17 protein-coding genes are annotated in these 14,894 nt (G+C 56.8%); 11 read left to right on the top strand and 6 right to left on the bottom strand.

Annotated elements, in window-relative coordinates; genetic code table 11:
• Window positions 1-4: 4 nt before the first annotated feature.
• Together urtE and zinT are read left to right on the top strand one after the other, a co-directional pair.
• Entirely contained in the window at window positions 5-703 is a 699-nt protein-coding gene (urtE, locus tag ACMGGE_RS05610) for an urea ABC transporter ATP-binding subunit UrtE (protein ID WP_229225857.1), read from the top strand.
• Window positions 704-755: 52 nt separating this feature from the next.
• Window positions 756-1,397 carry a metal-binding protein ZinT gene (zinT, locus tag ACMGGE_RS05605; protein ID WP_420293491.1) on the top strand — a complete coding sequence of 214 codons (642 nt, stop codon included), beginning with the start codon at window positions 756-758 and terminating at the stop codon, window positions 1,395-1,397.
• Between the two features lie 46 nt (window positions 1,398-1,443).
• Here the strand turns inward: zinT and ydeE are convergent, their stop codons facing one another.
• The gene (ydeE, locus tag ACMGGE_RS05600) at window positions 1,444-2,661 is read right to left on the bottom strand and encodes an efflux MFS transporter YdeE (protein ID WP_353142370.1); all 1,218 of its coding nucleotides are present in this window, start codon (window positions 2,659-2,661) and stop codon (window positions 1,444-1,446) included.
• A gap of 194 nt (window positions 2,662-2,855) precedes the next feature.
• On the opposite strand from ydeE, the gene eamA reads away from it, so the two are divergent.
• Window positions 2,856-3,761 (top strand): O-acetylserine/cysteine exporter, encoded by a 906-nt coding sequence (gene eamA, locus ACMGGE_RS05595; RefSeq protein ID WP_063621607.1) that lies wholly within the window; start codon window positions 2,856-2,858, stop codon window positions 3,759-3,761.
• A 32-nt stretch (window positions 3,762-3,793) separates the two neighbouring features.
• Here the strand turns inward: eamA and marB are convergent, their stop codons facing one another.
• Genes marB through marR form a run of 3 tightly spaced genes read right to left on the bottom strand, consistent with a single transcriptional unit; the run spans window position 3,794 to window position 4,883 of the window.
• Window positions 3,794-4,012 (bottom strand): multiple antibiotic resistance protein MarB, encoded by a 219-nt coding sequence (marB, locus tag ACMGGE_RS05590; RefSeq protein WP_008502238.1) that lies wholly within the window; start codon window positions 4,010-4,012, stop codon window positions 3,794-3,796.
• A gap of 33 nt (window positions 4,013-4,045) precedes the next feature.
• Entirely contained in the window at window positions 4,046-4,426 is a 381-nt protein-coding gene (marA, locus tag ACMGGE_RS05585; protein WP_008502237.1) for an MDR efflux pump AcrAB transcriptional activator MarA, read from the bottom strand.
• A 22-nt stretch (window positions 4,427-4,448) separates the two neighbouring features.
• On the bottom strand, window positions 4,449-4,883 hold the full coding sequence (marR, locus tag ACMGGE_RS05580; protein ID WP_008502236.1) for a multiple antibiotic resistance transcriptional regulator MarR: 435 nt from the start codon (window positions 4,881-4,883) through the stop codon (window positions 4,449-4,451).
• A gap of 255 nt (window positions 4,884-5,138) precedes the next feature.
• Here marR and ACMGGE_RS05575 point away from each other — a divergent pair, with 255 nt between their 5' ends.
• Entirely contained in the window at window positions 5,139-5,804 is a 666-nt protein-coding gene (locus ACMGGE_RS05575) for a MarC family NAAT transporter (RefSeq protein WP_069719240.1), read from the top strand.
• Window positions 5,805-5,897: 93 nt separating this feature from the next.
• On the opposite strand, the gene ACMGGE_RS05570 is transcribed toward ACMGGE_RS05575, so the two are convergent.
• Complete coding sequence (locus ACMGGE_RS05570) at window positions 5,898-7,094, bottom strand: sugar transporter (RefSeq protein WP_048223197.1); 1,197 nt, start codon at window positions 7,092-7,094, stop codon at window positions 5,898-5,900.
• 177 nt (window positions 7,095-7,271) lie between these two features.
• Here ACMGGE_RS05570 and ACMGGE_RS05565 point away from each other — a divergent pair, with 177 nt between their 5' ends.
• The 3 genes from ACMGGE_RS05565 (at window position 7,272) to ACMGGE_RS05555 (ending at window position 9,453) form a co-directional block, all read left to right on the top strand.
• Window positions 7,272-8,060 carry a PhzF family phenazine biosynthesis protein gene (locus ACMGGE_RS05565; RefSeq protein WP_420293490.1) on the top strand — a complete coding sequence of 263 codons (789 nt, stop codon included), beginning with the start codon at window positions 7,272-7,274 and terminating at the stop codon, window positions 8,058-8,060.
• 27 nt (window positions 8,061-8,087) lie between these two features.
• Window positions 8,088-8,879, top strand: a complete 792-nt coding sequence (locus ACMGGE_RS05560) for a PhzF family phenazine biosynthesis protein (RefSeq protein ID WP_126533881.1) — start codon at window positions 8,088-8,090, stop codon at window positions 8,877-8,879.
• Window positions 8,880-8,970: 91 nt separating this feature from the next.
• Entirely contained in the window at window positions 8,971-9,453 is a 483-nt protein-coding gene (locus ACMGGE_RS05555) for a GNAT family N-acetyltransferase (protein WP_024908460.1), read from the top strand.
• On the opposite strand, the gene ptrR is transcribed toward ACMGGE_RS05555, so the two are convergent.
• The gene (gene ptrR, locus ACMGGE_RS05550; RefSeq protein WP_047741852.1) at window positions 9,407-10,285 is read right to left on the bottom strand and encodes a putrescine utilization regulator PtrR; all 879 of its coding nucleotides are present in this window, start codon (window positions 10,283-10,285) and stop codon (window positions 9,407-9,409) included. The two genes, ACMGGE_RS05555 and ptrR, sit on opposite strands and share 47 nt — an antisense overlap.
• Before the next feature lie 98 nt (window positions 10,286-10,383).
• On the opposite strand from ptrR, the gene sad reads away from it, so the two are divergent.
• From sad to ACMGGE_RS05530, 4 genes are all read left to right on the top strand, one after another.
• Window positions 10,384-11,772: a succinate-semialdehyde dehydrogenase gene (gene sad, locus ACMGGE_RS05545; RefSeq protein WP_420293489.1), complete on the top strand. Its 1,389-nt coding sequence runs from the start codon at window positions 10,384-10,386 to the stop codon at window positions 11,770-11,772.
• A 111-nt stretch (window positions 11,773-11,883) separates the two neighbouring features.
• The gene (locus tag ACMGGE_RS05540; RefSeq protein ID WP_420293488.1) at window positions 11,884-13,473 is read left to right on the top strand and encodes a methyl-accepting chemotaxis protein; all 1,590 of its coding nucleotides are present in this window, start codon (window positions 11,884-11,886) and stop codon (window positions 13,471-13,473) included.
• A gap of 62 nt (window positions 13,474-13,535) precedes the next feature.
• Entirely contained in the window at window positions 13,536-14,462 is a 927-nt protein-coding gene (glsB, locus tag ACMGGE_RS05535) for a glutaminase B (RefSeq protein WP_045910537.1), read from the top strand.
• The gene (locus ACMGGE_RS05530) at window positions 14,462-14,818 is read left to right on the top strand and encodes a DUF4186 domain-containing protein (protein ID WP_045910538.1); all 357 of its coding nucleotides are present in this window, start codon (window positions 14,462-14,464) and stop codon (window positions 14,816-14,818) included. Before glsB ends, ACMGGE_RS05530 begins: the two co-directional genes overlap by 1 nt.
• The last annotated feature ends 76 nt before the right edge of the window (window positions 14,819-14,894 follow it).

The following is a 14,894-nucleotide window of genomic DNA, read 5'->3' as shown; positions in this document are numbered from 1 at the left end:
GGGAATGTTACAGGTCAACGAACTGAATCAGTATTACGGGGGCAGCCATATCCTGCGTGGGGTGAGCTTTGAGGCCGTCACCGGCGAAGTCACCTGTCTGCTGGGTCGCAACGGCGTGGGGAAAACCACACTGCTGAAGTGTCTGATGGGGCTGATCCCGGCGAAAACCGGGGAGGTCATCTGGCAGGGAAAAACGATCACCCACAGTAAACCGCACCAGCGGGTACAGTCTGGTGTGGCGTATGTCCCGCAGGGACGGGAGATTTTCCCGCGCCTGACCGTGGAGGAGAACCTCCAGCTGGGGCTGTCGCGATTTTCTGCCCGCGAGGCGAAGCAGGTGCCGGAGGAGATCTGGCAGCTGTTCCCGGTGCTCAAAGAGATGAAGCATCGTCGCGGGGGCGATCTCTCCGGCGGGCAACAGCAGCAGCTGGCGATTGGGCGCGCGCTGGCGAGCCGTCCGCAGTTGCTGATCCTGGATGAACCGACCGAAGGCATACAGCCTTCCGTTATTAAAGAGATCGGCCATGTGATCCGCACCCTGGCAAACAGAGGTGACATGGCGATCCTGCTGGTGGAGCAGTTTTACGACTTTGCCGCCGAGCTGGCCGACAGCTATCTGCTGATGTCCCGCGGCACCATTATTCAGCGCGGGCGGGGCGAAAACATGGAGCAGGAGGGCGTGCGCGGCCTGGTTGCGATTTGAAATGTTATAATATAACATCCTCATTCTTATAAAACGGAATGAGGGCGTTACTTTGGCTGCACATATTGGAAAATTTGCCATGACTCTGGGGGCGCTGCTGGTCAGCGGCCAGCTGTTTGCTCACTCGCACGGCCATCAGATGACCGAAGCGGAACAGAAAGCGGCGAACGGCGTGTTTGAGGATAAAGACGTGAAGGACAGAACGCTGTCTGACTGGGACGGGACCTGGCAGTCGGTCTATCCGTTCCTGCTCGATGGTTCGCTGGATCCGGTCTTTAAACAGAAAGCCCAGAAAGACAAAAGCAAATCCTTTGATGAGGTGAAAGCCTACTACCGCACGGGATATGCGACGGACGTGAATACCATCGGCATCGAAAATAACGTGATGGAATTCCATCAGGGCAAAGCGGTCAGCCGGTGTCAGTATGATTACAGCGGCTACAAAATTCTGACCTACGCGTCAGGTAAGAAAGGCGTTCGCTATCTGTTTGAGTGTAAGGACGTCGCTAGCAAGGCGCCGAAGTTCGTGCAGTTCAGCGACCATACCATCGGACCGAAGGCCTCGTCTCACTTCCATATCTTCATGGGCAACACCTCTCAGGAGGCGCTGCTGAAAGAGATGGACAACTGGCCGACCTATTACCCGAACGAGATGTATAAAGAGCAGGTGGTGGAGGAGATGTTGCACCACTAGGTTTTTGCTTTTGCCGGGGGGCGGCTTCGCCTTACCCGGCCTACGATTAGGGTTTTGTAGGTCGGGTAAGCGCAGCGCCACCCGACACGCTATCTTCACTTTTCACGCTCATCCCGCGCAAAATCATCAGCCAGGCCATGGCGATGGCGACCATCATGATCACAAACAAGGACCAGTGCGGCAGGTTGGTCAGGATGATACCGGTGATCATCGGGTTTGCCGCCGCGCCGAGCCAGCCCAGCGCCTGCGCGGAGAAATAGCTCGCCTTCATTCCCGGTGGCGCAATGTTGTCGATCAGCATGTATTCACCCGGCGCATAGATAATCTCGCCCAGCGTGAAAATGGCGGCAGCGATGCCCCAGTAAACCAGGTTTTCCCCGGAGAGCATAAAGCCGCCCAGTCCCACGATAAAAAACAGGGTGGCAAGGGTCATCAGCGGGCGGATATTGCTGGCTGAGATTTTGCGGCCCAGCGCATATTGCAGCGTCACCACCACGGCAGCGTTGACCGGGAGCACCACGGCGACCACCTTTTCGGCGAAATCACTGTCCGCATGCGCGGCCAGAACGTATTGCGAAATACAGCTCGCGAACGACCCGCCCACGTAGGACGCCAGCAGGCCAGAGAGCGTGTACCAGAACAGCGCGCGGTCTTTCAGCAAGACCGACGGCTGCCAGGGCGTCTTCTCCTCTGCGGTATCTAACGCCACGCTTTTTTGCACAAAGAAATGGATAAAGCCCAGCGGCAGGGCGGCACAGAAGGCTGCCAGCCAGAACGGCAGCTGCAGGCTGTACATCACCAGCAGGGTGCCAATCGGCGGGCCGACCGTCCAGCCCATGTTCAGGAAGCTGTAGTTCAGCGAGAAGACCCGCGCCTTCTGGCTGGACGTCAGTACGTCGGAGAACCAGGCTTTCAGCACCGTCGAAAAGACGGAGTAGGCGCAGTTAATCAGCGCAAAGAACAGCACCACCAGCGTAACGTTATTGACCAGCGGGATCGCCACAAATCCGGCGATAAACGCCACAATCGCGATCAGCATGTAGCGTTTTTTATCAAACTTATCGGCCAGAATGCCAAATCCCAGACTGAATACCACGCCAATGGTCAGCGCCACGGTCAGGGCATAACCAATATTCTCGACGCTCATGCTATAGACGCGCGTGAGATAGATGGTCATGAACGGCAGCGTTGCCCCTCTACCGATGGTTAACAACAATGACGATGCCAGCAGCGCTGCGGTTGAGCGCCTGAGAGATGGTTTCATATTCCTGCCCGACAGTTGCTTATGCTTTTATTAGATGTGTGTTAACAGGATTACCATGACATAAGGGGCTTGTATAGCACCTGATTTATCCCTAAGTGCTTCAGCTGCCTGCCAGAAATAATGATCTTCTCGTGACGTACTTTTTTCTGTTACCTTGAAGTGTTAACAAATTATTAATAATTCAGGGGCGGGATATGACGCGGAAAGACGGGCTGCTGGCATTGCTGGTGGTCGTAGTATGGGGGCTCAATTTTGTGGTCATTAAGCTGGGGCTGCACAACATGCCGCCGCTGATGCTGGCCGGTTTACGCTTTTTGCTGGTCGCTTTCCCGGCCATCTTTTTTGTGGCGCGTCCAAAGATCCCCTTTAAACTGCTGCTGGGTTACGGTCTGACCATTAGCTTTGGCCAGTTCGCGTTTCTCTTTTGCGCCATCAAGTTCGGTATGCCGGCGGGTCTTGCCTCGCTGGTGTTACAGGCGCAGGCGTTCTTTACCATTATTCTCGGCGCGTTTGTGTTTGGCGAGCGCCTGCAGGGTAAACAGCTGGCGGGGATCACCCTGGCGGTGTTCGGCGTGCTGGTGCTGATCGAGGCCAGCCTGAATGGTCAGCATGTGGCGCTGCTCGGGTTTATGTTGACGCTGGCGGCAGGGCTGAGCTGGGCCTGTGGGAATATCTTCAACAAGCTGATTATGCAGCACGAGGCGCGCCCGGCGGTGATGTCGCTGGTGGTGTGGAGCGCACTGATCCCGGTTATTCCGTTTCTGCTGGCGTCGAGTATTCTGGACGGTCCGGCGGTGATGCTGAACAGCCTGGTCGACATCGATATGACCACGATCCTGTCTCTCGTCTATCTGGCCTTTGTCGCCACCATTGTGGGCTACGGGATCTGGGGATCGCTGCTGGGGCGGTATGAGACCTGGCGCGTCGCGCCGTTATCTCTGCTGGTGCCGGTGGTAGGGCTTGCCAGTGCGGCGATATTGCTGGATGAAACGCTAAGCGCGCTGCAGCTGTTGGGCGCCGTGCTGATCATGGCCGGGCTGTACATTAATGTGTTTGGTCTGCGGGTTCGTCGGACGACGCGGGTAAGCGAAAAGGCATAAAAAAAGCCCCGCATCTGCGGGGCAAAAACGAATCAGAAGCCGTGCTGATTATAATAAGGCACGCCTAATTCGTCGGATTTGTCGCTACCAGCACCCATGTGGTTGAAATCATAAGGCGACTGGTCATGTGCTGACGGCAAAATCATCGTATCAGGATTATTTTGCTGCGTTGCACGAGGGGTTTGCTCCGCGAAGGTCTGGCTGGAGAACAGCACCAGCAAGGCGAGGGCGGCGGAGGCGATAACTTTCATGATTTCCTCGGTTACGTCTGTTACAGGCGATGATTAACTACAGTGTTTTAACGGATACAGGTATCGGGATTCGCCCGGCACGCTGGTGATTCGGTACTTATGAGGCGGCACGTCAAAATAGTTCTTGAACGTACGCGTCAGGGTTTGCTGCGATTCAAATCCGTAACGCTCCGCCAGATAAAGGATCGGCTCATTGCTTTCTTTCAGTTTCTGGGCAATTTCCGTCAGCTTGCGGCTGCGAATATATTGACCTAATGAATGACCGGTCTCTTTTTTGAACATCCGTTGCAGGTGCCATTTGGAGTAACCCGAACGCTCTGACACTTTTTCAAGGGAGAGCGGCGATTCCAGGTTATCCTCGATCCAGTCCAAAATGCTATGAATGGTGATAGCGTCAGTATTGCGTCTGGACATCGTCATACCTCTTTTTTTCTGTTTACGGCAGGATTTTCTTCAGCAGAAGCTCAAGGGTTGCCACTTCATCTGCCGTTAAGTTTTTTGTTAGTTCCTGATGCAGTGTTTGTCCTACTAATTGATGACATTGCTCGCACATGGCCGCGCCATCGCTGGTTAGCTTCACCAGTACGCCGCGTTTGTCATTCGGGTTAGGGCTTCGTTCTATCCATCCTTTGCAGACGAGACGATCGAGCATGCGGGTTAACGCACCCAGATCGACAGAGAGCACCTTTTTCAGCTCAACCGGCGTGATACACACTTCGCAGCGAATGGAACACAGCACTTTGAACTGTGTTGCGGTGATATCCAGCGGTGACAGGTAGTCATTGAGCAGGCGATCTTTTTTCTGATTGACCATATGAATAAGACGACCCAGCGGAACAACGTCGTTAAAGATATCACTGGTGCTTTTCACAATGGTTGCCCTGGCAAGTAGTTAGTCACGGCAGATATTATTGCTCAGGCAAGTATAAGTCAACTGAATGAATCAGCCGATGCCACGAATTGCTAAAACGTTTCATGAACTTTTTTTGAGGTCTTTCAAATCATAGAGATAACTGACAGTTATCTTTTCTGAAGGAAAATAATCGTTACGTTGCCCCCATGGCTGAATGCCACACTTTCCCCCTATAATTGCTGTGTTAAATATGGATAAGGACGACAACGCACTATGTTGGATTTAATTAAAGCAGTCAGCCTCGGGCTGGTGGTCTTGCTGCCGTTGGCTAACCCGTTAACGACGGTGGCGCTTTTCCTCGGGCTGGCAGGGAACATGAACAGCGCCGAGCGCAACCATCAGTCGATGATGGCCTCGGTGTATGTGTTTGCCATCATGATGGTGGCTTATTACGCCGGACAGGTGGTGATGAATACCTTCGGGATTTCCATCCCTGGTCTGCGTATCGCCGGGGGGCTGATTGTGGCCTTTATTGGTTTCCGCATGTTGTTCCCGGCGCAAAAAGCGCATGAGTCGCCGGAAGCGACCAGCAAATCGGAAGAGCTGGAAACCGAACCGAGTGCGAATATCGCCTTTGTGCCGATTGCCATGCCGAGCACGGCGGGGCCGGGGACCATCGCGATGATCATCAGCTCCGCGTCAACGGTGCGTGACAGCGCAACTTTCCCGGACTGGGTACTGACGGTTGCGCCACCGCTGATTTTTGCGATTATCGGTCTTATCGTGTGGGTGTCGCTGCGCAGTTCCGGCGCCATTATGCGCTGGGTAGGTAAGGGCGGTATCGAGGCAATTTCCCGTCTGATGGGCTTCTTACTGGTCTGTATGGGCGTGCAGTTTATTATTAACGGCGTGCTGGAGATTATTAAGACCTATCATTAAGTTCATTGCCGGGTGGCGCTGCGCTTACCCGGCCTACAAATCGTAATAACGTAGGCCGGGTAAGGCGAAGCCGCCACCCGGCACCAACAACCCTCACCCGTGCTGCCCCTGTTCCTCCAGCGCCACCGGCCACTTACGGAAGATGAGTACCGACCAGATCAGCGCCACCAGGGCCGGAATAGCCCCCAGATAGCCAATCGCCGACATCGACACGTGCAGGATGACCTGATTTCCCACCAGCGCCCCCGCGCCAATGCCCAGATTGAAAATCCCCGAGAACAGCGACATGGCGACGTCCGTCGCATCCGGCGCCAGGGCTAGCACCTTCACCTGCATACCCAGGCCAATAATCATGATCGCCACGCCCCAGAACAGGCTGAGGATCGCCAGATGGCTTTCACTGCCCGCGGCGGGCATCAGCAACAGCAGACAGCCCAGCAGCAGGCCGATGGCGCTGCTCACCAGCAAGGAGGCGTGCCGGTTACCCAGCTTGCCAAACAGCACGCTGCCGATAATGCCCGCGCCGCCGAGGATCAGCAGTAAGACGGTGGCAAAGTTGGCGCTAAAGCCCGCCACCACCTGCACAAACGGTTCAATATAGCTGTACGCCGTGTAGTGGGCCGTCACGACGATTACAGTCAGCAGGTAGATGCTCAGCAGCGCAGGGCGACGCATCAGCAGCGGCAAGCTTTTCAGTGAGCCGGAATGTTCGCTCGGCAGCGCGGGCAGCAGTTTAATCAGGCATACCAGCGTCGCCAGCGCACCCATACCGATGGCGAAGAAGGTCGTGCGCCAGCCGAAGTATTGCCCCACGATGCGGCCAATCGGCAGCCCCAGCACCATCGCCAGTGCGGTACCGGTAGCAATCAGGCTCAGCGCCTGGGCGCGTTTACCTGCCGGCGCCAGGCGAATCGCCAGCGACGCGGTAATCGACCAGAACACCGCATGGGCAAAGGCGATGCCGATTCGGCTCATGACCAGCACCGTAAAATTCCACGCCATAAACGACAGCACATGGCTCGCAATGAACAAGACAAACAGACCGATCAGCAGCCTGCGCCGCTCCATCTGGCTGGTCAGCAGCATAAACGGCAAAGACATCAGTGCCACCACCCAGGCGTAGATGGTCAACATAATGCCCACCTGCGCTGTTTCCATCTGGAAACTGTCAGCGATGTCCGACAACAGCCCAACCGGCACAAATTCTGTGGTATTAAAAATAAACGCGGCAACTGCCAGCGTGACCACGCGTAGCCACGCGACCCTGCGGGAAACTGTGTTCGTTGTCATAGGGATGTCTGAGATTCGTTGCTGAAAAGAAGAGGAGACGATCTTAAAACGTCGAACGGCGAAAACTCAACCATTATGTGACGCAGATCTCAATATTTACCTTATGAAAGCGGTAGCCGGGGACGCTGTTTTCATTGAATATAAAAGAACAACACAATAAAAACAGGCGGTAAGACAATGCAGGAGATTGATTTTTATCTGATCGATGCGTTCAGCGATACCACGTTTGGCGGTAATCCGGCCGCCGTGTGCCCGCTGAAAGCATGGTTACCCGATGAGATCTTGCTGAAGATGGCGCAGCAGCATAATCAGTCGGAAACGGCGTTTTTCGTCTGCAGCAAAGGGGGCATTGAGCTACGCTGGTTTACCACGCTTAGCGAAGTCAATCTCTGCGGTCACGCTACGCTGGCGGCGGCGCACGTACTGTTTACCGAGCTGGATTACCCGGACGCGCGGATCCACTTTGATACCGCCTCTGGCCGCCTGACGGTCACCCGGGAGGGGGACTGGATGACGCTGGACTTCCCGGCATGTCCAACCCATGAAGAGACGCCCCCGCCGGAAATGCTTTCGGCGCTGGGTATCAGCCGCTACGTTGAAGCCCGTAAAGGGCGCGCCTGGCTGATCGTGCTGGAAAATCGCCAGCAGGTCGAGGCCCTCGCGCCACACTTTTCGGCGATGACGCCAGGCGAGCATAAGGTGAGCGTGACGGCGCGCGGTGAGGGGGAATACGATTTTGTCAGCCGCTTTTTCTCCCCCGGCGTTTCCGTACCGGAAGATCCGGTCACCGGCTCCGCGCACACCATGCTAATTCCCTGGTGGAGCGAAAAATTGGGGAAAACAGCCATGCTTGCCCGTCAGGTTTCCGCGCGCGGCGGCGACGTGCGCTGTGAGCTGAAAGGCTCGCGGGTGCTGATGAGCGGGCAGGCCACACTTTATCTGAAAGGCACAGTTTTTCTGCGCTAAATACCCATAACAAGAGAGGAAGAGACAATGCAGGAAATTGATTTTTATCTGGTGGATGCCTTCAGCGACAAAACCTTTGGCGGCAACGCGGCAGCGGTCTGTCCTCTGGAAGAGTGGCTGCCGGACGAGACGCTGCTCAAAATGGCGCAGCAGCATAACCAGTCTGAGACCGCCTTTTTCGTCCGTACCGACGGTGGGTTTGAGCTGCGCTGGTTTACCACGCTGGATGAAATTAACCTGTGCGGCCATGCCACGCTTGCCGCATCGCACGTTATTTTCGAATACCTTGACTATCCGCACACTGAAATCACCTTCACCACGCGCTTCGTGGGCGAGCTGACGGTTAAACGCAGCGGCGACTGGCTGACGCTGAACTTCCCCGCGTGGTCAACAGAGGTGGTCGAGAACCCACCTGCGCTGTTGTTTAGCGGCCTGGGCATCACAGAGGCAAAAGAGGTGCGCGTTGGACGTGATTACCTGGTGGTGCTGGAGAGCCAGCAGCAGGTAGAAGCGTTAACGCCGGATATTGGGGCGATGCTTCCGCTGGATAAAATGGTCTGCGTGACGGCGCCGGGCGATAAATATGACTTCGTCAGCCGCTTTTTCTGCCCGGGCGAAGGGGTGCCCGAAGATCCGGTCACCGGATCTGCCCACAGCATGCTGATCCCTTACTGGAGCGAAAAGCTGGGTAAGACGTCACTTTATGCCCACCAGGGGGCGCACCGTGGCGGGGATCTGCGCTGCGAATTGAAGGGCGACCGCGTACTGATCGGCGGTCAGGCCACCCTGTATCTGAAAGGGCGTGTCTTTTTGCGCTAACAGGGCGGAGCGATAAGTTAATACTATGAAGCACCCTGGCAGGCCTGCGCTATGTTGAAATTTAGCCTCATAAAAAAGCAAGGAGCCTGCCATGTATTCCATTACCTCTGAATCTGCACGTCACCCGGACATTCTTAGCCTGATCGCGGCGCTTGACCGCTATCAGAGCGAACTCTATCCCGCTGAAAGTAATCATCTGCTCGATCTGGCTGCGCTGCCGGAAGCCTCGCTGATCCTGATGATCATTCGCGACCAGCAGCTTCAGGCCGTTGGCTGTGGCGCCATCGTGCTCAACGGCGACGGTACGGGCGAGATGAAGCGGGTCTATATTGACCCGGCCCATCGTGGTCAGCATCTGGGGGAGACGCTGCTGGCCGCCCTGGAAGATGAGGCTCTGAGCCGTCATTGCCATACGGTACGGCTGGAGACGGGCATCAAGCAACATGCCGCGGTGCGTCTTTATGAACAGTGCGGATACGATTTGCGTCCGGCGTTTGCCCCGTACGTTGACGATCCGCTCAGCCTGTTTATGGAGAAGGCGCTGGTTGAAGACGTTCGTTTAGCAGCGCTATAAAGGCCTCCAGCTGGCGGGTCATTGCCCCGCGTCGCCACACCAGCCAGGTGGTGAGCCAGCGCCAGTTTTCTGCCAGTGGCCAGGCTTCCACCTGATGATGCCCAGGCATACTTTCCAGCATCGAGCGCGGCATCAGCGCGATGCCCGCGCCCGCAATCACGCAGGCGAGCATGCCGTGATAGGACTCCATCTCATGAATGCGGCCGGGCGCGGCGCGGTCAGCGTGAAACCAGCTCTCCAGGTGTCGGCGATACGAGCAGTTGGCGCGAAAGGCATACACGTCGCTGCCGCTGACCTGCGCGGCGCGCGAGATTTCCGTCTGCCCGGCAGGCGTGACCAGCATCATCTCTTCCCGGTAGACCGGCATTCCTTCCAGCTCCGGGTGCGACAGCGGCCCGTCGACGAAGGCGGCGCTCAGGGTTCCCTCCAGTACGCCATCAATCATCGTCCCGGATGGCCCGGTCGAAAGGGCAAACTGAATGCGCGGATAGCGCTGGTTAAACTGTGCCAGCGTTTCCGGAATGCGCACGGCGGCGGTACTTTCCAGCGCGCCGAGGGCAAATAACCCCTGCGGCTCATCCCCCGCGACAACCATGCGCGCTTCATCCACCAGCGCGAGGATCTGCTTGCTGTAGCGCAGGAAGTTATGCCCGGCCGGGGATAAACGCAAACGCTGGTTCTCACGAATAAACAGCTCAACGCCCAGATCGGCTTCCAGCTGGCGGATGCGGGTCGTCAGGTTAGACGGCACGCGATGCACCTTTTGCGCCGCCTGGGTGATACTGCCCGTCAGCGCGACGGCGTTAAACATCTCAAGCTGGGTTAAATCCATAATGTTCTCGTTTCGTGAATAAGGTGGTTAGTATTATTCATTTTTAAGAAATAGCAGAGTGGGCCACAATTAATCAACCGAAAAACGTGGAGAACACCATGACTTATTCCTCTGCAACACATGCCTTCTCTGTCAACCCGGCCACGGGTGAAACCCTCGCCGCGTATCCGTGGGCGACGCCGGAACAGGTTGAACGCGCGATTTCTCAGTCCGACGCGGGCTATCGCCAGTGGCGTCGCGAAAGCGTCTCCCACCGGGCGCAAAAGCTGCGCGATCTTGGTGCCGCGCTGCGTCTTCGCGCTGAAGAGATGGCGCAGACGATCTCCCGTGAAATGGGCAAACCCATTCAGCAGGCGCGGGCCGAAGTGGCGAAATCCGCTGGCCTGTGCGACTGGTACGCCGAGCACGGCCCGGCGATGCTGCGTGCGGAACCCACGCAGGTGGAAAACCAGAACGCGGTTATTGAATACCGTCCGCTGGGGCCGATCCTCGCGGTAATGCCGTGGAACTTCCCGCTCTGGCAGGTGCTGCGCGGCGCGGTACCGATTCTGCTGGCAGGGAACAGCTATCTGCTCAAACACGCGCCCAACGTGCTCGGCTCGGCGGATCTTATCGCGCAGATTTTTGCGGATGCGGGTTTTCCTGAAGGCGTGTTCGGCTGGGTGAATGCCACCAACGACGGCGTCAGCCAGACGATTAACGATCGTCGTATTGCGGCGGTGACCGTCACCGGCAGCGTGCGTGCCGGGGCAGCCATTGGTGCTCAGGCGGGGGCTGCGCTAAAGAAATGCGTTCTTGAACTGGGCGGCTCAGACCCGTTCATCGTTCTCAACGATGCCGACCTGGATCTTGCCGTGAAGGCGGCGGTAGCAGGCCGCTACCAGAATACCGGACAGGTGTGCGCGGCGGCCAAACGCTTCATTGTGGAAGAAGGTATTGCGGACTCCTTTACCCAACGCTTTGTCGATGCGGTTGCGGCCCTGAAGCTGGGTGCCCCGGACCAGGAAGAAAACTACCTGGGCCCGATGGCGCGTTTTGATCTGCGCGATGAACTGCATCAGCAGGTGCAGGCGACGCTGGCAGAAGGGGCAACGCTGCTGCTGGGCGGTGAGAAAATCAGCGGCGAGGGAAATTATTATGCGCCAACCGTGCTGGCGAATGTCACCCCGTCGATGACGGCGTTCCGTCAGGAGCTGTTTGGGCCGGTCGCGGCCATTACGGTCGCGAAAGACGCGGAGCACGCCCTGATGCTGGCCAACGACAGCGATTTTGGTCTGTCAGCCACGGTCTTTACCGCCAGTGATGCGCTGGCAGAGACCTTCTCCCGCGAGCTGGAGTGCGGTGGGGTGTTTATCAACGGCTTTAGCGCCAGCGATGCGCGCGTAGCCTTTGGCGGCGTGAAGAAAAGCGGCTTTGGCCGCGAGCTTTCCCACTTTGGCTTGCACGAGTTCTGTAATGCGCAGACGGTGTGGAAGGATCGCGTGTAATCCTTAATTTCGGCCCTCATCACGAGGGCCGTTGTCACTATTCTGCAATGGTTCTGTCATTTTCATTTCGTAGACTCGCTCGCGTCTAACGCCTTGTAAATGAAGCTAATTATGAACCTAACGCAAATTTTCCGCCGTATTGCGCAGCGTCTCACCCCCCGTCACTTTGGCCTGCTGACGGGCATCTTTTGCATCATTGGCCTTTTCTCCGCGCTGCAGCTCTCCTCGTCACTCCTGCTTAATGCCTCCCTGAACGAAGCCCAGCGCAACGAGCAGCACAACCTGTTGGCCTGGCAGCAGCAGAGCAAGCTGGATTTGGCTCGCGTCTCTCTGCTGGCCGCAAGCGATCTCCTTAACCGCTCCGGTGTCTGGTTTATGCAGGATAAAGAGACCGGCTCCGACGGAAGCTGGCATAGCCTGATGGATGACGCGCAAAAGGCGCTGACGGTTTCGCAGCAGGCATGGAAGGCCTGGCTGGCGCTGAATCCACCGAAAGACGACGCGCTGGTGAATAGCTATCAACTTTTCTACGGTGCGATCAAAGAGCAGGCGGAAGGTCTGGTCAAAACCAACACCATCGACGCTTTTTTTGCCGTTCCGGCGCAGGCGTTTCAGACGGATTTTAACGACAACTATGCGCGCTATCAGCAGGCAAGCGAGAAGCAGGCGATACAGGGGCGTCAGAGCCTCATGGCGCAACTCTCCGACCTGCAAACGTTATTCCTGTTTGCGCCGGTGCTGTTAGTCGCCATCGCCGCTGTCGTCTGGTTCGGTATGTCCCGATGGGTGATTACACCGCTGCGTCGGCTCATCGCGCATATCAACCGGCTGGCAGCAGGGGATCTCTCCGGCACGCCGCCGAACGTTATGCGCTTCAATCGCGAGATTGGGCAGCTTAGCGACAGTATTGCCACGATGCAGCTTGGCCTGCAGCAGCTGGTGACGCAGGTCAGCCATGCCACGGCGACCATGGTGGAGAACATTGATGCCCTGGCACAGGGTAACCAGAAGCTGTATCAGCAGTCGGCACGTCAGGCGAAAGAGCTTGAGGATGTGACGGCGCATATCGCGGCGCTGGAAAGCCACGTTGAAGGCAATACCGGGTATGCCAGACTCGCCAGCGCCCGGGCCGATGAAGCGCGCCAGGCAGCCGTGGGGGGAGACCAGATGATGTCGACCGTAAACGCGTCGATGCAGGCGATCGTCGAGCGATCGTCAGAGATGCGCGGGATCGTGGCGATGATCGACAGCGTGGCGTTTCAGACGAACATCCTGGCGCTGAATGCCGCTATTGAGGCGGCCCATGCCGGAAATCAGGGGCGAGGGTTTGCCGTCGTTGCCCGGGAGGTTGGGCTGCTGGCCAGAAAGAGCAGCCACTCGACGCAGACCATTCAGGAGCTGATCAACCGCTCGGTGCAGGGGATTGAAGACGGTTCTCGTGCCGTCACCCTGATGGAAGAGAATCTGCAGCAGGTCACCGGTCTGGTGGGCAATTTAAGCAGTTTGCTTAATGAGATCTCCACCGCCACGCTCAGTCAGGGAGACAGTATTCACCAGATGACGCGTCAGCTTCAGGCGCTGAACCAGGTCTCCCGTCAGACGGATTTGCTGGTCTCTGACGCCTCGGATGCTTCTGAACGTCTGCAAAAGCAATCCGATCTTTTATTGCAGGCCGTTTCGCGTTTTCGTCTTAGCGCCTGACGCAATACATAAGCCTCTGTTATACTCGCAGCCCGTTTTAGCCTGAGGGCAAGGAGCAAAGTGTGGCTGCGGTCATCCATAATGAGATGTTGGACGAGATTCTGGCGCAGGTTCGTCCGTTAATTGGAAAGGGGAAGGTTGCCGACTATATTCCGGCCCTTGCCTCGGTCAGCGGGAATAAGCTGGGCATTGCTATCTGTACCATCGACGGACAGCGATACCAGGCAGGGGATGCAACAGAACGTTTTTCCATTCAGTCCATTTCGAAAGTGCTCAGTCTGGTTGCGGCGATGCGCCAGTATGAAGAAGACGAGATCTGGCAGCGGGTGGGCAAAGATCCGTCCGGCCAGCCTTTTAACTCGCTGCTTCAGCTCGAGATAGAACAGGGTAAACCGCGAAATCCCTTTATCAACGCCGGGGCGCTGGTGGTCTGCGATATGCTGCAAAGCCGCCTCAGCGCGCCGCGTCAGCGTATGCTGGAGATCGTGCGGCAGCTTTCGGGCGTCGACGACATTGCCTACGATCCAGTGGTGGCCCGCTCGGAATTCGAACATTCCGCCCGTAACGCGGCCATCGCGTGGCTGATGAAATCCTTCGGCAATTTCCATAACGACGTGGCGACCGTCCTGCAAAACTACTTCCATTACTGCGCCCTGAAGATGAGCTGCGTTGAGCTGGCTCAGACGTTCCTGTTCCTGGCGCATCAGGGGCACGCGCCGCATCTCGATCAGGAGGTGGTTTCACCTCTGCAGGCACGCCAGGTTAACGCGCTGATGGCGACCAGCGGGATGTATCAAAACGCCGGCGAGTTTGCCTGGCGCGTTGGTCTCCCGGCTAAATCGGGCGTCGGTGGCGGAGTCGTGGCTATTGTGCCGCATGAAATGGCGATTGCGGTCTGGAGCCCGGAGCTGGATGAAACCGGAAATTCGCTTGCCGGTGTGGCGGTTCTGGAGAAACTGACCCAGCGTATGGGACGTTCAGTCTACTGATGTCTGACCTGGATCCTCTTTTTTCCCGTCTGGCGCGATCGACGTTTCGCTCGCGCTTTCGCTTAGGCGATAAGGAACGGCAGTACTGCTGGGACAAAGGCCCGGATACCATTGACCGGCATGCCGCGGATTTTGTCGAAAAGCGTCTTGCCCCTGCACAACCTGCAAACGACGGGAAACAGACGCCCATGCGCGGTCACCCGGTGTTTATCGCCCAGCATGCTACCGCCACCTGTTGTCGGGGCTGCCTGGCAAAATGGCATAATATTCCACACGGTGTTCAGCTCACCGCACAGCAGCAGCAGTATATCGTCAGCGTTATTCACCACTGGTTGGTACTGCAGATGAACGCCTAAATTTGACGAGTTATGATCCCGCTGTATTTGTGTTATAGATGCATCTTAAGTGAGCTCCGATCGTGCTGACGACCGC

The sequence above is a fragment of the Enterobacter sp. BNK-22 genome (assembly GCF_048684805.1).
Lineage (GTDB): Bacteria > Pseudomonadota > Gammaproteobacteria > Enterobacterales > Enterobacteriaceae > Enterobacter > Enterobacter quasiroggenkampii.
Note: the sequence above shows the minus strand (reverse complement) of the source record. Positions and strands in the feature narration are given on the sequence as shown.